The sequence below is a fragment of the Pseudoalteromonas sp. Hal040 genome (assembly GCF_037162425.1).
Taxonomy (GTDB): Bacteria; Pseudomonadota; Gammaproteobacteria; order Enterobacterales; family Alteromonadaceae; genus Pseudoalteromonas; species Pseudoalteromonas gelatinilytica.
Map to the genome: position 1 here is coordinate 2851790 of NZ_JARLUU010000001.1, position 16456 is coordinate 2868245.

At 43.4% G+C, this 16456-nt stretch carries 13 protein-coding genes; 8 read left to right on the forward strand and 5 right to left on the reverse strand.

The features are described from left to right. Positions 1–68: 68 nt before the first annotated feature. On the forward strand, positions 69–1706 hold the full coding sequence (locus P4S60_RS13250; protein WP_105174555.1) for a methyl-accepting chemotaxis protein: 1638 nt from the start codon (positions 69–71) through the stop codon (positions 1704–1706). A 64-nt stretch (positions 1707–1770) separates the two neighbouring features. Here P4S60_RS13250 and P4S60_RS13255 read toward each other — a convergent pair whose 3' ends face one another. From P4S60_RS13255 to P4S60_RS13270, 4 genes are all read right to left on the reverse strand, one after another. Continuing rightward, positions 1771–3294 (reverse strand): M17 family metallopeptidase, encoded by a 1524-nt coding sequence (locus P4S60_RS13255; RefSeq protein WP_337116238.1) that lies wholly within the window; start codon positions 3292–3294, stop codon positions 1771–1773. A gap of 103 nt (positions 3295–3397) precedes the next feature. Continuing rightward, on the reverse strand, positions 3398–5080 hold the full coding sequence (locus tag P4S60_RS13260) for a carbon starvation CstA family protein (RefSeq protein WP_337116239.1): 1683 nt from the start codon (positions 5078–5080) through the stop codon (positions 3398–3400). A gap of 106 nt (positions 5081–5186) precedes the next feature. Continuing rightward, on the reverse strand, positions 5187–6239 hold the full coding sequence (dinB, locus tag P4S60_RS13265) for a DNA polymerase IV (RefSeq protein ID WP_337116240.1): 1053 nt from the start codon (positions 6237–6239) through the stop codon (positions 5187–5189). Between the two features lie 61 nt (positions 6240–6300). Next, positions 6301–6507: a hypothetical protein gene (locus P4S60_RS13270; protein WP_054552594.1), complete on the reverse strand. Its 207-nt coding sequence runs from the start codon at positions 6505–6507 to the stop codon at positions 6301–6303. A 153-nt stretch (positions 6508–6660) separates the two neighbouring features. Between P4S60_RS13270 and P4S60_RS13275 the strand changes: the two genes are divergently transcribed. The 3 genes from P4S60_RS13275 (at position 6661) to P4S60_RS13285 (ending at position 9217) form a co-directional block, all read left to right on the forward strand. Beyond that, positions 6661–7089 carry an acyl-CoA thioesterase gene (locus P4S60_RS13275; protein ID WP_337116241.1) on the forward strand — a complete coding sequence of 143 codons (429 nt, stop codon included), beginning with the start codon at positions 6661–6663 and terminating at the stop codon, positions 7087–7089. Positions 7090–7101: 12 nt separating this feature from the next. Beyond that, positions 7102–8154: an aldo/keto reductase gene (locus tag P4S60_RS13280; protein WP_337116242.1), complete on the forward strand. Its 1053-nt coding sequence runs from the start codon at positions 7102–7104 to the stop codon at positions 8152–8154. A 136-nt stretch (positions 8155–8290) separates the two neighbouring features. After that, the gene (locus tag P4S60_RS13285) at positions 8291–9217 is read left to right on the forward strand and encodes an ABC transporter substrate-binding protein (protein ID WP_337116243.1); all 927 of its coding nucleotides are present in this window, start codon (positions 8291–8293) and stop codon (positions 9215–9217) included. Here the strand turns inward: P4S60_RS13285 and P4S60_RS13290 are convergent. Then, positions 9168–9779 (reverse strand): fumarylacetoacetate hydrolase family protein, encoded by a 612-nt coding sequence (locus P4S60_RS13290; RefSeq protein ID WP_337116244.1) that lies wholly within the window; start codon positions 9777–9779, stop codon positions 9168–9170. The two genes, P4S60_RS13285 and P4S60_RS13290, sit on opposite strands and share 50 nt — an antisense overlap. Positions 9780–10080: 301 nt before the next feature. Between P4S60_RS13290 and P4S60_RS13295 the strand changes: the two genes are divergently transcribed. The 4 genes from P4S60_RS13295 (at position 10081) to P4S60_RS13310 (ending at position 16415) form a co-directional block, all read left to right on the forward strand. Next, positions 10081–13029 (forward strand): TonB-dependent receptor, encoded by a 2949-nt coding sequence (locus P4S60_RS13295; protein WP_337116245.1) that lies wholly within the window; start codon positions 10081–10083, stop codon positions 13027–13029. 88 nt (positions 13030–13117) lie between these two features. Continuing rightward, on the forward strand, positions 13118–14659 hold the full coding sequence (locus tag P4S60_RS13300) for a tryptophan halogenase family protein (RefSeq protein ID WP_337116246.1): 1542 nt from the start codon (positions 13118–13120) through the stop codon (positions 14657–14659). A 20-nt stretch (positions 14660–14679) separates the two neighbouring features. Then, positions 14680–15405 carry a SapC family protein gene (locus tag P4S60_RS13305; RefSeq protein WP_337116247.1) on the forward strand — a complete coding sequence of 242 codons (726 nt, stop codon included), beginning with the start codon at positions 14680–14682 and terminating at the stop codon, positions 15403–15405. After that, positions 15405–16415: a cupin-like domain-containing protein gene (locus P4S60_RS13310; RefSeq protein ID WP_337116248.1), complete on the forward strand. Its 1011-nt coding sequence runs from the start codon at positions 15405–15407 to the stop codon at positions 16413–16415. The genes P4S60_RS13305 and P4S60_RS13310 overlap by 1 nt, the downstream gene beginning before the upstream one ends. The last annotated feature ends 41 nt before the right edge of the window (positions 16416–16456 follow it).

Consider the following 16456-nt stretch of genomic DNA (forward strand, 5'->3'; position numbering starts at 1 on the left):
ACTAGATTTTCGACCTATTTTGGCTACGCTTAATACATTGCTCCTATGAGCATGACGAAGGAACACACATGAATTACTTACGCCGTTTTACAATTTTTCAGCGCCTCGCCATGTTAGTGAGTGTGGTCGTGATAGGGCTGATATTTTTGAGCGTCTCGAGTTTAACGCAGCAATACAGCTCGCTAAAACATGAGCAATACATAAAAACCCAAAACCTTGTTGAGTCTGCTTACTCTATTATTGAGCATAACTATGAATTGTTTGAGCAAGGTAAGCTAAGTGAGCAACAGGCCAAACAAGCAGCCCTCGAAACAATTTCTGCACTACGTTATGACAACAACAATTACTTTTGGATCAACGATTATCAACCCGTGATGGTCATGCACCCGTTTAAGCCCGAATTAAATGGTAAATCGCTAGCGGGCAGTAAAGATCCAGATGGCGTGTTGTTATTTGTCGATATGGTTAATATTGTCAAAAAACAAGGTAAAGGCTTTATTCCCTACAAGTGGCCAAAACCTGGTAAAGATAAGCCGGTTGATAAAATTGCCTACGTAAAAGGTTTTGACAAATGGCAATGGATTGTTGGCTCTGGTGTCTACATTGATACCATTGAAGAAGCGTTCTCTTCGCTTCGCACCCATGTCATTATCACCGCAGTGGTGCTCATAGCCCTACTGGTTGCACTTAGCTACCTAATTGCCAATAGTATTCTACGCCCGACCCAACTTGCCGCCGACATGATGAAAGACATTTCACAAGGCGAAGGGGATTTAACCCAAAAGCTTGATGAAAATGGCAATGATGAAGTGTCTCGTTTGTCGCGCTACTTTAATTTGTACACCGCAAAAATGCGTGAGTCACTGAAACATGTTGCCCACAATGCCGAGCAAGTAAATCAGTTTGCTCATAGCGTAGATGATGCGAGTAAAACCAATCACTCTTTTATTGAATTACAAAACGATAGCTCAACTCAAGTAGCAACCGCGATGGAACAAATGACTCATCAAATTCACGATGTTAGTCAAAATGCTGACCAAGCTGAACATGCTGCCAATGAAGCGGCGCAAAATGCCGAAGCAGGCAAGCAGGTTCTTAACAAGACCATTACCGCCATTGAGACCCTGTCGCATAATATTGAACAAGTGAGTAAGGTTACTGCCGACCTTGCTGCAGAGAGTAACAACATTGGTTCAGTACTTGATGTTATTCGCAGTATTGCTGAGCAAACCAACTTACTGGCACTCAATGCTGCTATTGAAGCGGCACGTGCTGGTGAGCAAGGCCGAGGCTTTGCCGTTGTAGCTGACGAAGTACGTACATTAGCAAGTCGCACAGGTAAAAGTACTGACGAAATTCAAGCCATGATCAGTAAACTACAAACCGGCGCACAAGCTGCTGTTGATGCTGTATCGGCAAGCCAACAGCTATCAACTGAAACAGTTTCACAGGCTGGTGAAGCAAATAGTTCACTGAGTGAGATTGAGCGACTTGTCACTATTATCAAAGATATGAACAGTCAAATCGCCCGCGCTACCGAGCAACAAACCAGCGCCGCAGATGAGGTTAATTTACGGATTAATGAGCTTTCACAATCAACCGAACAATCACTGTCGAATACCGAAGGGCTTTCGAACGCCAGTGAAAACTTAAAACAAAGCTCGCAAGCGTTAAGTGATGTCGTTAACCGCTTCAAGCTCGACTAACACCACAAAAAAGCCCCGCACTGCTGTGCGGGGCTTTTCAAACTTAAAACTTATAGCTTTTAGCTTATAAACAATAACGAGCGAATAAGCTGCTTACTGTTGCTGCGGTAGGCTTACCATGTTGCCAATCACCACCTTCTACACCGCTACCTGCGATATCCATATGAACATACGGTAATGGCTTTTCAGATTCAGTGCCATGCTTATCTAAGCCACCAACAATCGCTAAGAATGCCATTGGGAACTGGTGACCACGTGCAGTTACAGCTGATGGTGCATTGTTGCTTGAAAGTACGTCATCTGCCAGTGTACGTGGTTTTACGAAATCGTAATCTTCACGGCGGCTACGAGATACTTCTGCGCCATCTGCCCATAAATCACCTAAATCAGCAATTTGGCGTGAAACATTCGCTGCACGAGCTGGACCATTTTCAACATACGCACTGTAAGGACCCATCGCACGTGCTGCGTGGCCTGTTAGCGTAGCAACAGTGAATAGCTCTGGGTTCACTTCGTTTAAAGCGCGATCTTTCATTTCACTTAGTAAGTCACCCATTGCTAAACGACCTTCAGCATCGGTGTTACCGATACGAACACGTACACCTTCACGGCAAGTGATGATTTCATCAGGAACAAAACAATCAGAACCAATTGAGTTACGAACCACGGCTAAATAGGCAATTACTTTTACGCCTTTTGGTGCAAAGTCAGCCACAGATTTCATAAAGCCAGCAACCGAAGCCGCACCGCCTTTATCGCGGCTCATGCCTGCCATAAAGCCACCTACTTTAAGGTCTGCACCACCGGTATCGTAAACTAAACCTTTACCAACAAACATTAAGGTACGCTCAACGTCGCCTTCAGGCACGTATTCTAGTTTTACAACACGTGGGTGATGACGTTCAACAGCGTAAGATGCGCGCGCTACAGTGCTCATCATTGGGTAATCTTTATCGATAGTGTTGATATCTGAAATCACTTCAACAGACACCTTGCTACCCGCAAATAACTCAACGCAGTAATCAGCAAAACGTGGTGGTGCCATACGCTCAGGTTCTGTACCACATAAATCACGTGCAGCGTATTGACCCGCAGCAATAGCATTAAGCGCTTTGCTCATTGTCTCGTCTGCGCCAACTAGGCTAATTTGGCTAACTGGTTCAATCGCTTGACCATGGTACTCACGAGCCTCAAGTGGTTGCCAAAGCGCTTGGCAAGCACCTAAATAAGCCACTTCGAGGGCGTGCTTGTAACGGCTATCTTGATTTACATTAGCAAGTAAAATTGCAGGCTGAGTGCTACCCGATGCTTTCGCTTCTAGTACACCTTGCTTTGCCGCATCAAAGTAACGACGTACATCATCATAATCACGGTTCAGAGGGCCTGTAGGCGCCAAAATAACGCGTTTAGAGTCAATTACAAGTAATGTCACTTGTTTACCAATACGTGCGTCTACGGCTTGTTGAGCGCTAATAGCTTGGCTTAAGCTTGCGTCTGCTAAAGAAGAAAAATCATCACCGATAATAATCAATGCATCGTGATTTGCATCCGCTAATTGAGGGGCTGCAACTGCATGAGGGTATGCCATAAAAAAGGTCCTGCTGTTAGAAACATAGGACCTTATTATCATTGATTTAAAGCGCTATTGCCAGCCAAGTAAGATAGCTTACGATAAGGCTGGCAAGCTAAGTTTACTGCTCTGTAATGTCTGCTGAGTCTTTGCGATGCTTAACAATTACAGACCAAGCTTCAAGCATAACCAGTACGCTCACCACCAGTACTAACAAATCAAGTGTCACCAGTAACCAGTTACCTTGGTGATAGTACTCGCCCAGTTTAATAACCCCAGCAAAGAACGCCATTATCAATACAAAACTCATTGGGATCAGTGTGTATTTTGCAGGACGATTTGCCTTAATTAGCATCACTGAAATAACCAACAAGGTTAAACTTGCAAGGATTTGGTTAGTCGAGCCGAATAACGGCCAAATGATCATACCGCCACTACCATCAGCGCCACCAGCACCAAAAGCAAGCAGTAAACAGCAAAGTACAGCAACTAACGTCGCAACCACACCGTTTCGTATAATGCTGATATTATAAATATCGCCCCATTCTTGGATGATATAACGCTGCAGACGAACACCAGAGTCCATCGTAGTCCCTGCAAACAGTACCACCATTACGGCAAGTAATGTTGAGGCGACTTCTTGCGAAATACCCCAGCCGTTTTCAATTAGATTAGCGCCACCATTAATAAAGGCACTCACACTACCGGCACCTAAGTGGCTGTAAATTTCATGCCATTCTTCTGGAGATACCGCAAGCGCAACACCACTTACTGCAACCAATGTAATAAGCGCAAGCATACCTTCGCCTACCGCACCTAAGTAACCAACAAAGCGACCATCAGTTTCTTTGTTAAGCTGCTTAGAGCTCGTACCTGAAGACACAATACCGTGGAAACCAGATACCGCACCACAGGCTATGGTCACAAATAACAATGGAATAATACTTGGTGTATCTACCGCCGTTTGGGTATTAAACGCAGGCGCTGTGATATCTGGCATTGAAATAAATACCGCACCATAAAGTAGTACTAATCCCACTAATAACTGCATACCGTTGATGAAGTCACGTGGCTGTAACAGCATCCATACCGGCAATAATGAAGCAATGGCAGCATAAATAAATAAGATGATGATCCAGTTCGCATTCGCACTCAATCCGAACATTTCATCAGGTAATGCGATTGGCATGCTACTACCTAGGTAAATTGTGTAGTAAAGAATGGCGACACCAATTAAACACAGTGGAATTAACGACACTTTACGGCGTAACAATTGACCGATGACTAAAGCCACCACAATCGCTGACCAAGCAGGAAATACCGCGTTAGGTTGAGATACAAATGATTTGGCAATGACCACACCAAATACCGCATTCACCATCAGCAGTACTAAGAAAACCACAATCATAAATAACGCACGGGTGCGTTTACCAATTACGCTTTCAGATAAAGCGCCCATTGATTTGCCTTTGTTACGCGCACTGGCCCATAGAGCCCCCATGTCGTGAACACCAGCAAAAAAGATAGTACCAAATACCACCCAAAGTACCGCAGGCACCCAGCCCCAATAAACGGCAATGGCAGGGCCAACAATTGGCGCAGCACCTGCAACAGAGGTGAAATGGTGACCCCATAACACAACTTTGTTGGTTGGCACATAATCCACACCATCCTCAAGTTCATGAGCAGGTGTGACAAAATTATCATCCATTTTAAATATTTTTTCGGCGATGAATTTCGAATAAAAGAACCATCCGAACAACATACCGACTATTCCGAGCAGCACGATTACGACCGATTGCATAGTCATCTCTCTTATTAAGTTATAATGTTGTCTAAGGTGTTGAACTAGGCAGGCCTAGCACCCCAACTAGACACTAACAAACTTTCAAGCACCAAGGTGTTAACCTTTAGTCTAATATACTCAGCTGAAAATGCTCGTGAGCCTGACTCTTTATTCCGACACCTATCCCTAGCAGACGTACTGGCTGGTTGTTACCTCGCTCATAGGCTTTGCTCATTAACTCAGCAAAAATGCGTTCGTCTAATTGGTGGTGGCTTTGATCGGCACTGGTCACAACAAAATTGGCAAACTTGACCTTCACCGATAATTTATTGATGCGGTTGTTTAATTGTTGTCTATCAAGACGACGAGTTAATTCATCCATCAATCGGGGTAACTGGCTTAAACACTCGTCTAAATTATTTTTGTTGTATTCATAGGTGTGCTCAACACTGAGCGACTTTCGTACTCGCTCTGTTGACACTTTGCCAACGTACTCGCCTGCACACTTTTGATATAAAGACACGCCAAAATTACCAATATGCTGCTGCATCCAATTAACCCCTTTTGCGCGCACATCAGCCCCTGTGTAAAGCCCTTTAAGTTGCAGCTTTTCTAATGTCACCTTGCCTACGCCGGGAATTTTGCCAAGCGGTAAACTCGCCAAAAAGTCATCAACTTGATCGGGCAATACCACAAACTGACCATTAGGCTTGTTTTCATCGCTGGCTATTTTGGCAATAAACTTAATTGGCGCAACGCCCGCTGAGGCTGTTAGTCCGGTGGTGTCATAGATTTCTTGGCGGATTTGCTTTGCCATCAGAGTTGCACTGCCTTTGCATGCGGTACTGTCGGTTACATCAAGGTAGGCTTCATCTAACGATAACGGCTCAATAAGGTCAGTGTACTTTGCAAAAATGGCGCGAATTTGCGTGGAGATTTCTTTGTAAACCTGCATGCGTCCGGGGACGATAACCAGATCGGGGCACATTTGTTTGGCGTGATAGTTCGACATCGCCGAGCGCACACCATATTTACGGGCAATATAATTAGCTGTTGATAACACCCCGCGACGACTATTACCACCTATGGCCAGTGGCACATTGGCAAGCGCGGGGTTATCACGCATCTCAACGGCTGCATAAAAGCAGTCCATATCGATGTGAATGAATTTTTTCATCAGGAATACAACAACTGTTTATATATACAGTTATTATATTTAAACTTCCTGAGAGTGCAAGCTAAGAGGTTTGGCTTGTTTGTTGGTTTGGTTTTTTGCGACTGATAAGCCGTGCGCCAAATAACCAAAACGCGGCTTCGAATAACAAGCCCACGACAATTAAAGCGATAAATCCTGACATTGTGCCCATGCTATAACAGAGCAAAGCTAGAGCGAGTAAGATGAAAAGTGCAATCCACTTTATCACCCTCAAGGTTAGTTGCTGCATAATTAAGGTCCTTTAATGTGTGTTCATTTTGCTCACACTTTACGTAAGCATGAACTTATAAATCTAGCACAATCTACTGAGTTTTCTAATTTCCTTGAGCTAAAAGCAGCATATTGCTAACCTAAGTTTTCTCACAATCAACGAAGATTTACTATGCAATCGTTTATAGAACAACACCCTATCAGAACAAAAATTAATGTTGCATGGGGTGAAATGGATGCCCTGCAGCACGTCAATAATGTGGTGTATTTTCGCTACTTTGAATCAGCCCGTATTGATTTTTTTACTCAACTCGGCTTTCTTAAAGATTTACAAGTAACAGGTGTGGGTCCGGTGATCAGCGAAAACAATGCTCGCTATAAACGCCCAGTGACATTTCCTGATACGGTGCATGTTGGTGTAAAGATTAGTGACATTGAACAAGATCGTTTTATGATGCATTACACTGTATTTAGTGAAAGCCAAGACGCAGTAACAACCATTGGCTCATCACAAGTGGTTATGTTTAATTTTAAAACGGGTAAAAAAGCGCAGTTAAATTATGAGTTATTAACTGCACTTAAAGCCCATTCTAGCGATTAACAAGGATCTATTATGCTTTATAGCCCACTTGGTCGAAGTGGTATTGATGTATCTCGTGTCTGCTTAGGTAGCATGACATGGGGTATGCAAAACAACCAAGCTGATGCCGATGAACAAATCGCCTATGCATTAGATAAAGGCGTTAACTTTATTGATACCGCAGAAATGTATGCCGTTCCACCTTCTCCAGACACCTACGGCAAGACAGAAGAGATCATCGGTAATTGGTTAGCGCGTAATAAAGACAAACGCGATGATCTTGTCATTGCCACTAAAATTGCGGGTAACGGCTTACCTTGGGTACGCGATGCCGGCGATATTACTCGCCAAGCAGTGATTGAAGCCGTTGATGCATCTCTTAAACGCTTACAAACTGATGTTATCGATTTATACCAATTACATTGGCCTAACCGTACATCACCGCACTTTGGTAAACAATGGCCAGGTAAAGTGTGCTTCTCAGAGGCTGACACCGAGCAAAATATCGCGGGTATGTTAGATATTCTTGAAGGGCTGAATGACTGTATCCAGGCTGGTAAAATTAAGCACTGTGGTTTATCAGACGATACACCTTGGGGCATCAGCCAGTACTTACGCTTAAGTGAGCAGCATAACCTTCCGCGCATGGTATCGATTCAAAACGAATTTAGTTTATTGCACGCCAAAGATTGGCCCTATTTGATTGAACAATGTATTCATGAAGATATTGCTTACCTACCTTGGTCACCGCTAGGTGGCGGCATGCTAAGTGGTAAGTACTTAAATGGTGCTCGCCCTGAAGGTAGCCGTTGGACGCTAGTGCAACGTAATGGCCTATTTAGAGACACAGCACAATCACGTGCTGCGATTGCTGAATATGTTGAAATTGCTAACGCCTTTAATTTAACACCTTCACAACTCGCGCTTGCTTGGTGTGATCAAGTAGATGGCGTAAGCTCAACAATCATAGGCGCAACATCAATGGCGCAGTTAAAAGAAAATATCGATGCTTTCTCGGTGCAATTAAGCGATGAAGCTAACGATAAAATCGCTGACGTATTTACCCGCTATCCTATGCCTTTCTAGGTAACCTTCGAAAATATGAGTGAGTCTACCTTCTGTAGGCTCACTAGCACTAATTCATCATTTTTATGTTTCACCTACAGGTTTATCCATACTTTAGTGTATAGTTACTCATAGCATTTAACTTTGTAGGGTGTTGATGAGTAAATACGTAAAACAAGTATTATGCGTGGTTGCAGGGTCGTTGTTTGCCACCATTACTCATGCCTCTGAGCAGCTCTCAATTACCTGGCTTGAAAATGATGGTAAGCCCTTCTTTATCGAGAAAAGTAACGCTTATCCCCATGGTGGGCTATGCAATGAAATTACCGATATGTTGATTGAAGCCTTACCCAACATTAACCACAACAAAGTGATGTTGCCGCAAAAACGTGGCAGTAAATATCTCGATGACGGACAAATGGCGTGCTATGCCTGCATGATCCATCGTGATAAAAAAACCAACCGTGCTACTTACTCAATCCCAACCACAGTGTACCCACCGTTTAGCGTATTAAGTACCAAAGAAAAAGCACTGAAGATTAAGCAAAAACACGGTAACCCAGTGTCATTAATCTCATTATTGACTGATGCAAATTTTATGTTTGGGCAAAATGATGCGCGAAAGTTTGGCAGTAAGCTTGATACTATAGCGAAAAATACCAAGCTCTATGAAAGTGCAGCATTAAGTGGCACTGGCAGTAGTCCAAATTTTGCTTTGCTCTCGCAGTTAGAGCATGGCTACATTGATTACACTATTGATTATCCCTACGTTGCTGATTATTACAATCAACAAAACCAACAGAATATTCAAAAGCTCACCATTGTTAATCCGGCTCAGAATGTGGTTTTTGGTGCCATTGGTTGCTCAACGAACGCGCCTAATAACTATGCCGAAAAAGTGCTAGCAGAAATTAATGAGGCGCTGAAGAACAAGGTATTACCAAGTGAAAGATATCAGCAAAGCCAACGAGTTTGGCTCGAACAAAGCTTTCCTGAGTTTTCAACATATTATCAGCGCTACATTTTAGACCCGCTTAAAGAGCCTGCCACTGATGAGATAGCAACGCCTGTTGATCATCCATAAGAGTTACAGCAAAGGTTGAATTAGCGACAACCTTCCCTACTCCTTCAGGCGTGCCAGTCATAATGATATCGCCATCTTCTAGGTCCATAAATTCACTGATTTCAGCTAAGATTTGCTCAGCGTTATGCAGCATTAACTTTGTATCGCCAAATTGGGTCTCTTGACCATCAATCTTCAGACTAAATTGATAATGGTAACTGTCATTCACCGTGACAAATTCAGTAAAAAGTGCAGAACCATTAAATGCTTTTGCGCGCTCCCAAGGTAGGCCTTTTTCTTTAAGCGTGCTTTGTAGGCCTCGTTTGGTTAAATCAAGCCCTAGCCCAACCGCAGCCAATTGTTTGTTTTTAAATAAAAAGCAGAGCTCAGTTTCGAAGTGGAGTGCCTCAGCTAAATGCTCACTTTTAAGAGACTCTGTGATTGCGCTATTTGGTTTTGCAAACAGCACCATATTTGTTGGTGTTTCATTGTTAAGCTCTGCAATATGTGCAGCATAATTACGACCAACGCAAATGATTTTGCTTGGGGTGAATACACCTTCATTCCATTTCACTGTTTGCACGAAAGCACCTCTTGTTTTAACAAATGTAAAAGACTCTAATTTTCTAATTTTAGCTGAAAGGCGTTGCCTTTGTACCTAAAAAACAAAAACTTTTTGATAAAATATTTCCCATAATAACATAAACATAGATATTACCTCTGATCTTAAACCGTTATTTGTGTTGACGATTGTTTTACTTTCTAATAACTTAATGTAAGCGGTTACATTTATAAAATCGGGTTCGGCGATTTTTTTGAAAGAAAATGTAAGCGCTTACAAAAATAGACAACAACATAAAATAAAACCAAATCTGGAGATTTGCATGAACCACACACTTTTCAAGAAAAAGCAGCTTGCTATTAGCCTGTCTATGGCAATGGGTCTAAGCGCGCTAGTTCCTCACTCAGCTGTCGCCGAAGAGCAGCCCGACAAAGCAAGTGATATTGAAGTAATACAAGTATCAGGTATTCGCGGAAGCCTAGTAAAATCAATGGATATCAAACGTCAATCTGCGGGTGTTGTTGATGCAATTACCTCTGAAGACATTGGTAAATTCCCTGATACCAACCTAGCTGAATCTTTACAACGTATTACCGGTGTGTCTATTGACCGTAGTAATGGTGAAGGTAGCAAAATTACGGTTCGTGGTTTTGGTCCTGAATTTAACTTAGTAACCCTTAACAATCGTCAAATGCCAACAACTGGCGGTCGTTCATTTGATTTTGGCGACATCGCAACAGAAAGTGTAAGCGGTGTTGAAGTATATAAAACAGCGCGTTCTGATATCCCTAGCGGGGGTATTGGTGCAACAGTTAATATCAACACAGCTAAACCTCTTTCTAACCCTGGTTTACACGCTTCGATTGGTGCAAAAGCAGTTCACGACACATCAAACGAAACAGGTGATGATGTAACGCCTGAGTTATCAGGTATCTACAGCAACACATTCAACGATGACAAATTCGGTATTTTAATCTCAGGCTCAGTTCAAGAGCGTGACAACCGCGAACAATCAATGGCGGTTGATAACTGGATCCCAAATGTTGATATTTCATCGTCTCCTAATTTAGCACTGACAGATAATAACCAACGCGCTGATGGCGCAACCTGGTATCCGCAAAATGCTGGTTATGCGTTTTCAGATAATTCACGTAAACGTACCAATGGTCAACTTGTGCTGCAATACGCACCGAATGACCGCATTACTGCAACCGTTGATTACACTTACTCAAAACTTGAGTTTGAAAAAGATGGCCGTAGCTTTGGCGTGTGGTTCAACAATGGTGGTAATGTTAGCGCAGCAACTATCAATGAAAACGGTACTTACACGCAAGTAACTGAAATTGGTGGTGACTACTCAACAAACTTAAACCGCGGTGCGACAACTAACGAAAATAAATCTCTTGGTTTAAACATTGATTGGCAAGTAACAGACAATTTAAACATTGAGTTTGATGCGCATAACTCATCGGCTGAAAGTGCCGGTGTAGGTATCGGTCACGATGCGTTTATGATTATTGGTAACACATCATGTTCATGGTGTGAAAACCCAACGGTTAATATCGATGAAAAAATGGCTGACTTTAGCCAAGGCGAAATTCCGCTTATTGATATGACCTTAACCAATGGCCAAGCAGAAATTTTACCAAGCGACATAGGGACTCTTTTCGCCGGTGTAAACAAAGACACTAACACCAACGACCTTGATCAATACCAGTTAAAGGGTACGTGGTATAACGAAGACAGCGGTGCCCTATCGAGCATTAACTTTGGTGTATCACACACTAAAATCGATTTCCGTACGACAACAGCCTACTCAGGTCAGCTTGCTGCTGGTTGGTGGTTAATGTCAGCTGATTGGTACGATGACAGCATGTTCACTCGTGTAGACAGCTCAGGTTTACTTGATGGCTTCTCTGGTGGTGGTAGCGATAAGCTATTAAATTACTACTACGATGCTGATTTCGATGACATTGTCGCGATTGCCGAAAGCATTGACTGTGATCACCCTGATGGCGGTGTTGGCGCATGTAGCTGGCCTGCTGATGTAAACGGTATGGTGCAAGCGGGTCCAATCGATAACGACCACCGCGTAAGCGAAGAAACAACTGCGGTATACGCACAAGCTAACTTCGAAACAGAATTTAACGGTATGCCAGTGAACATCACTGCGGGTTTACGTTACGAATCAACAGATGTTACAGCAAACAGCTTAGAGCGTCCTGCTGTTGCAATGGAGTGGGTTAACGGTAACGAGTGGTCATACATTTACGCTGATGAACGTTCATTCTCAAACGGTGAAGGTAGCAGCAAAGAGTTTTTACCTAGCATCGATATGAACATCGAAGTAGTTGAAGACGTTATTGCACGTTTCTCTTACAGCCGCAGCCTTGCTCGTCCTCCTGTTGGCGCGCTTCGCTCAACAACGTCATTCTTAGGTAACCCGAAAGTGGGTCAACGTAAAGTGGCTGTGGGTAACCCGAACTTAAAACCTTATACTTCAGATAATATCGACCTGTCACTTGAATACTACTACGGTGAAGGCAGCTATGTGTCTGCGGGTTACTATCGTAAGCAAGTTGATAACTTCCTTGTAAATATCACAACCGAAGAAACGATTGATGGTATTACAGACCCATTCATTGGTGATCGTGCAGAGCAAGCGCGTGAAGATTTAGCAGCAGCAGGTGAACAACCATCTGACCAAGCAATCCACGATAAGATCAACGAAAACCAAGGCACTGAAGAAGGCACGCCTATCGTTGGTAACGATACAGATCCGCTGGCAAGCTTCTTCGTATCGCGTGATAACAACGTTGAAACAGCAAACCTATGGGGCTGGGAACTAGCAGCGCAACATATGTTTGGTGATTCTGGCTTTGGTATTGCCGCTAACGCGACTTTCGTATTTGGTGATGTTGAAGCAGACCGAGATGCTATTGGCTATCAATTTGCCCTACCGGGTTTAAGTGATTCAGCTAACTTCTCTGCGATTTATGATTTAAACGGTTTATCTGCTCGTATTTCTTATAACTGGCGTGATGAGTTCTTAACAGGCTTTGACCAACATGCTTCACCAATCTTTACTGAGTCTTATGGCCAGTGGGATATCAACGTGAACTATTCAGTTAACGAGAACTTAACGGTGTTTGTTGAAGGTCTAAATCTGACAGATGAAACGCAACGTACTTATGTTCGTTACTCTGAGCAGCTGTTACGTGCAAACCAATATGGTGCGCGCTACAACATCGGCTTCCGCTACTCGTTCTAGCATTTTGTTGTCAAAAAAGCCGCTCAACAGCGGCTTTTTTTCGTATTTATGCTAGTTTGTCTACATAGCATTTGAGATGGCCTTAAACATGCAACAGAATGAAGTAAAAAAAGTCGTCATTTTAGGTGGTGGAACTGCAGGTTGGTTGTCTGCAGGTTTAATTGCTGCCCAGCCCCATTTAACTCACAACGCACAGATCACCCTGATTGAGTCGCCCGATATTGCCACCATTGGTGTTGGTGAAGGCACTTGGCCAACCATGCGACAAACCTTAAAAACCATCGGCATTAGCGAAAGTGAATTTATTCAACGTTGTGATGCGTCTTTTAAACAAGGTTCACGCTTTGATGGCTGGTGCGACGATGAAGGCGACGCACATTATTACCACCCGTTCAGCTTACCGGTGGCATATCAGCAATTAAATATTGCACCTTACTGGTTTGCCAACAAAGATGCCGTGAGTTTCAGCCACGCAGTGGCAAGCCAAACCTACTTATGCGATCACCATAAAGCACCGAAAAACCACTTACATAGCGCCTATCAAGGTGAAGCAAATTATGGCTATCATTTAGATGCTGGTAAGTTTGCCATGCTGCTACAACAGCACTGCACGACCAAACTAAACGTTGAGCATATCGTCAGTCATGTTGAATGTATCAATAGTGATGAAGATGGCTATATTAGTTCATTGCAAACCCGCGATCATGGCACTATTGCGGGTGATTTATTTATTGATTGCTCTGGCACCCACGCAAAGCTGTTACATCAACATTACGGGATAGAGCTAATTGAGCAACACGATGTGTTATTTAACGATCGAGCCGTTGCCGTACAGGTGTCCTATTTAAACCCGCAGCAAGAGATCCTTTCTTATACCAAAGCCACTGCGCAAGATGCCGGTTGGATTTGGGATATCGGCTTACAAAGCCGCCGTGGTCTAGGTATGGTGTACTCAAGTCGTTTTGCCAGCAGCGAAGATGCGAAACAGGCGCTTAGCCAGTACATTGCAAAAACCCAGCCTGGAACCGCGCAAAATGAACTGACATTTCGTGAAATCAGTTTTACGCCCGGCTATAGACGCCGTTTTTGGTATAAAAACTGTTTAGCTATTGGTATGTCTGCAGGCTTTATTGAACCACTTGAAGCCTCAGCGTTAGTCATGGTGGAGCTTGGCTTGAATAACTTACTTGCTAATTTCCCAACACATCGTGCTGCAATGCCGACACTGGCAAAGCGGTTTGATGAGCAGTGCCATTATCGCTGGCAACGTATCATTGAATTTTTAAAGCTGCATTATGTGTTGTCAAAGCGCACTAGCCCCTATTGGCAAGCCCATAAAGAGGCAAACTCAATCCCTCTGCAACTTCAAGAAAACTTAGCACTTTGGCAATATCAAAGTCCGTGGTTAAACGACTTTGACCGCGCTCAAGAGGTCTTCTCTGCAGCCAGTTACCAGTATGTACTTTATGGAATGAAGCAATTGCCACAATTTCCTGTACTTGCAATGCCAACGGCTATTATTGAGCATTTTAGTGCTAACCAACAACAAGCCAAACGCGGATTACAACAACTACCCACTAACCGCGAGCTGTTAAATCATATTCAGCAATTTGGTATACAACCTATTTAATCTCAGTATTAGGAGGCCCAATGGCCAATCATGTCTTACTTGATAACATCAGCCATAAAGACCTAAAAGTGATCACCACACGCGGTGCTAACTGGGGCGACAATATTAGCTGCGCTACCGTATTTCCAAGTGAGTTTGCTAAAGTTCAAGCAAATCAACCTATCGTATTTCGTAAGCACCCGCAAACAGGTCAATTCGAAGCCCTCGCTTTATTTGGTTTTGAAAATGGCGAGAACTTGCTGCTAAACGAGCAAGGCGAATTACAACTGAGTTACTTACCACTAAGTATGCAGCGCCAGCCATTTTTAATTGGCCAACAAACCCAGTATAACAATGGTATTCCTGAGCAATCACTGGTGGTACATATTGATTTAGACAGCCCACGCATAAGCACACGTGATGGCGAAGCCATTTTCCTTGAACATGGTGGAAATAGCGAATACTTAAATCATATTGCTCAAGTACTTAACGCGTTACATCAAGAACACCAAACAATTAATCAATTTTTTGAGCGTTTGCTTAGTGTTAATTTACTCGAAGCTTTCAATATTGAATATGCAGATAAAAATGGCGAAAAAGTCACAGTGAGCGGCTTTTATACTATTAACCAACAGGTACTCAATGGCTTAACCGCTGAACAACTTAAGCAGTTACAACAGCAAGGTGACCTACAAGCTGTTTATATGGTGCTGGCATCAATGGAGCACATTCCTCATTTGCTCAATAAAAAATGGGCTCAGCAGTAATGTTTGCGGCTGCGCCAATAAAAGAATGCCAGGCTTCAAGCATTGCTGATCTAAAAGCATTTTTAGCTGAGCTAACTGAGCCACTGGTCATAAGAGGTCTCTGCGCTGATTGGCCCCAAGTCATTGCCGCTAAACAAGGTTCTAAAAACGCTTTAGACTATCTTTTAGGGTTTGCCAATAACGCCCCTGTACGTAGTTTTAGCAGCCAAGCAATTCATCAGGGGCGCTACTTTTATAACACTGATTTCTCGGGGCTTAATTTTTCACAGCACGCCGATAACCTACTTTCTGTGCTGCAAAAATTAGCACTAACACTCACACAAACCGACAGTGATTCACTGTATATGGGCTCTACTGCTGTGGAGTATTGCGCTCCGAGCTTTAGTGTTGAAAACCCATTAACAGTGACCGACTATAACTGCCTAACCAGCCTCTGGGTGGGAAATCATAGTCAGATTGCGGCTCACTATGACAACGCCGACAACCTAGCTTGTGTTGCTGCAGGTGAGCGTACGTTTACTCTATTGCCAACTGATCAGGTCAATAACCTTTACGTTGGTCCACTCGAATTTACACCCGCTGGGCAAGCGGTTAGCTTGGTTGATTTTAATAACCCCGATTTCAGCCGCTTTCCACGCTTTAAAGAGGCTATAGCAAAGACGCAATCGGCAACTCTTGGCCCTGGCGATGCTATTTATATTCCAGCGCTTTGGTGGCATCAGGTTAGCGCAACCAGTCCGTTTAATGTGTTGGTGAACTATTGGTGGCGACAAGCCCCAGAGTATTTAGCAAACCCATTTGATGCCATGCTGCACAGTATGCTGGCAATTAAAGACTTGCCAAACGAGCATAAACAGAAATGGCAGCAACTATTTAATCATTATGTGTTTGCTGATGATGTGGATTTAGCAAGCCACGTTGCTGAGCCTGCGCAAGGGATATTAGCGGATATCGACGAACTAACAGCCAGAAGAATAAGACAGCTATTACTACAAAAGCTCAACCGATAGAATGAACCAAAAGCCAGCGGATGCAACGAGTTCGGCGAAGC

Coding starts and splice junctions, on each gene's coding strand:
- P4S60_RS13250 (WP_105174555.1), top strand. CDS start 69: ATGAATTACTTACGCCGTTTTACAATTTTTCAGCGCCTCGCCATGTTA.
- P4S60_RS13275 (WP_337116241.1), top strand. CDS start 6,661: ATGCAATCGTTTATAGAACAACACCCTATCAGAACAAAAATTAATGTT.
- P4S60_RS13260 (WP_337116239.1), bottom strand. CDS start 5,080: ATGCAATCGGTCGTAATCGTGCTGCTCGGAATAGTCGGTATGTTGTTC.
- P4S60_RS13305 (WP_337116247.1), top strand. CDS start 14,680: ATGGCCAATCATGTCTTACTTGATAACATCAGCCATAAAGACCTAAAA.
- P4S60_RS13270 (WP_054552594.1), bottom strand. CDS start 6,507: ATGCAGCAACTAACCTTGAGGGTGATAAAGTGGATTGCACTTTTCATC.
- dinB (WP_337116240.1), bottom strand. CDS start 6,239: ATGAAAAAATTCATTCACATCGATATGGACTGCTTTTATGCAGCCGTT.
- P4S60_RS13295 (WP_337116245.1), top strand. CDS start 10,081: ATGAACCACACACTTTTCAAGAAAAAGCAGCTTGCTATTAGCCTGTCT.
- P4S60_RS13280 (WP_337116242.1), top strand. CDS start 7,102: ATGCTTTATAGCCCACTTGGTCGAAGTGGTATTGATGTATCTCGTGTC.
- P4S60_RS13300 (WP_337116246.1), top strand. CDS start 13,118: ATGCAACAGAATGAAGTAAAAAAAGTCGTCATTTTAGGTGGTGGAACT.
- P4S60_RS13255 (WP_337116238.1), bottom strand. CDS start 3,294: ATGGCATACCCTCATGCAGTTGCAGCCCCTCAATTAGCGGATGCAAAT.
- P4S60_RS13310 (WP_337116248.1), top strand. CDS start 15,405: ATGTTTGCGGCTGCGCCAATAAAAGAATGCCAGGCTTCAAGCATTGCT.
- P4S60_RS13285 (WP_337116243.1), top strand. CDS start 8,291: ATGAGTAAATACGTAAAACAAGTATTATGCGTGGTTGCAGGGTCGTTG.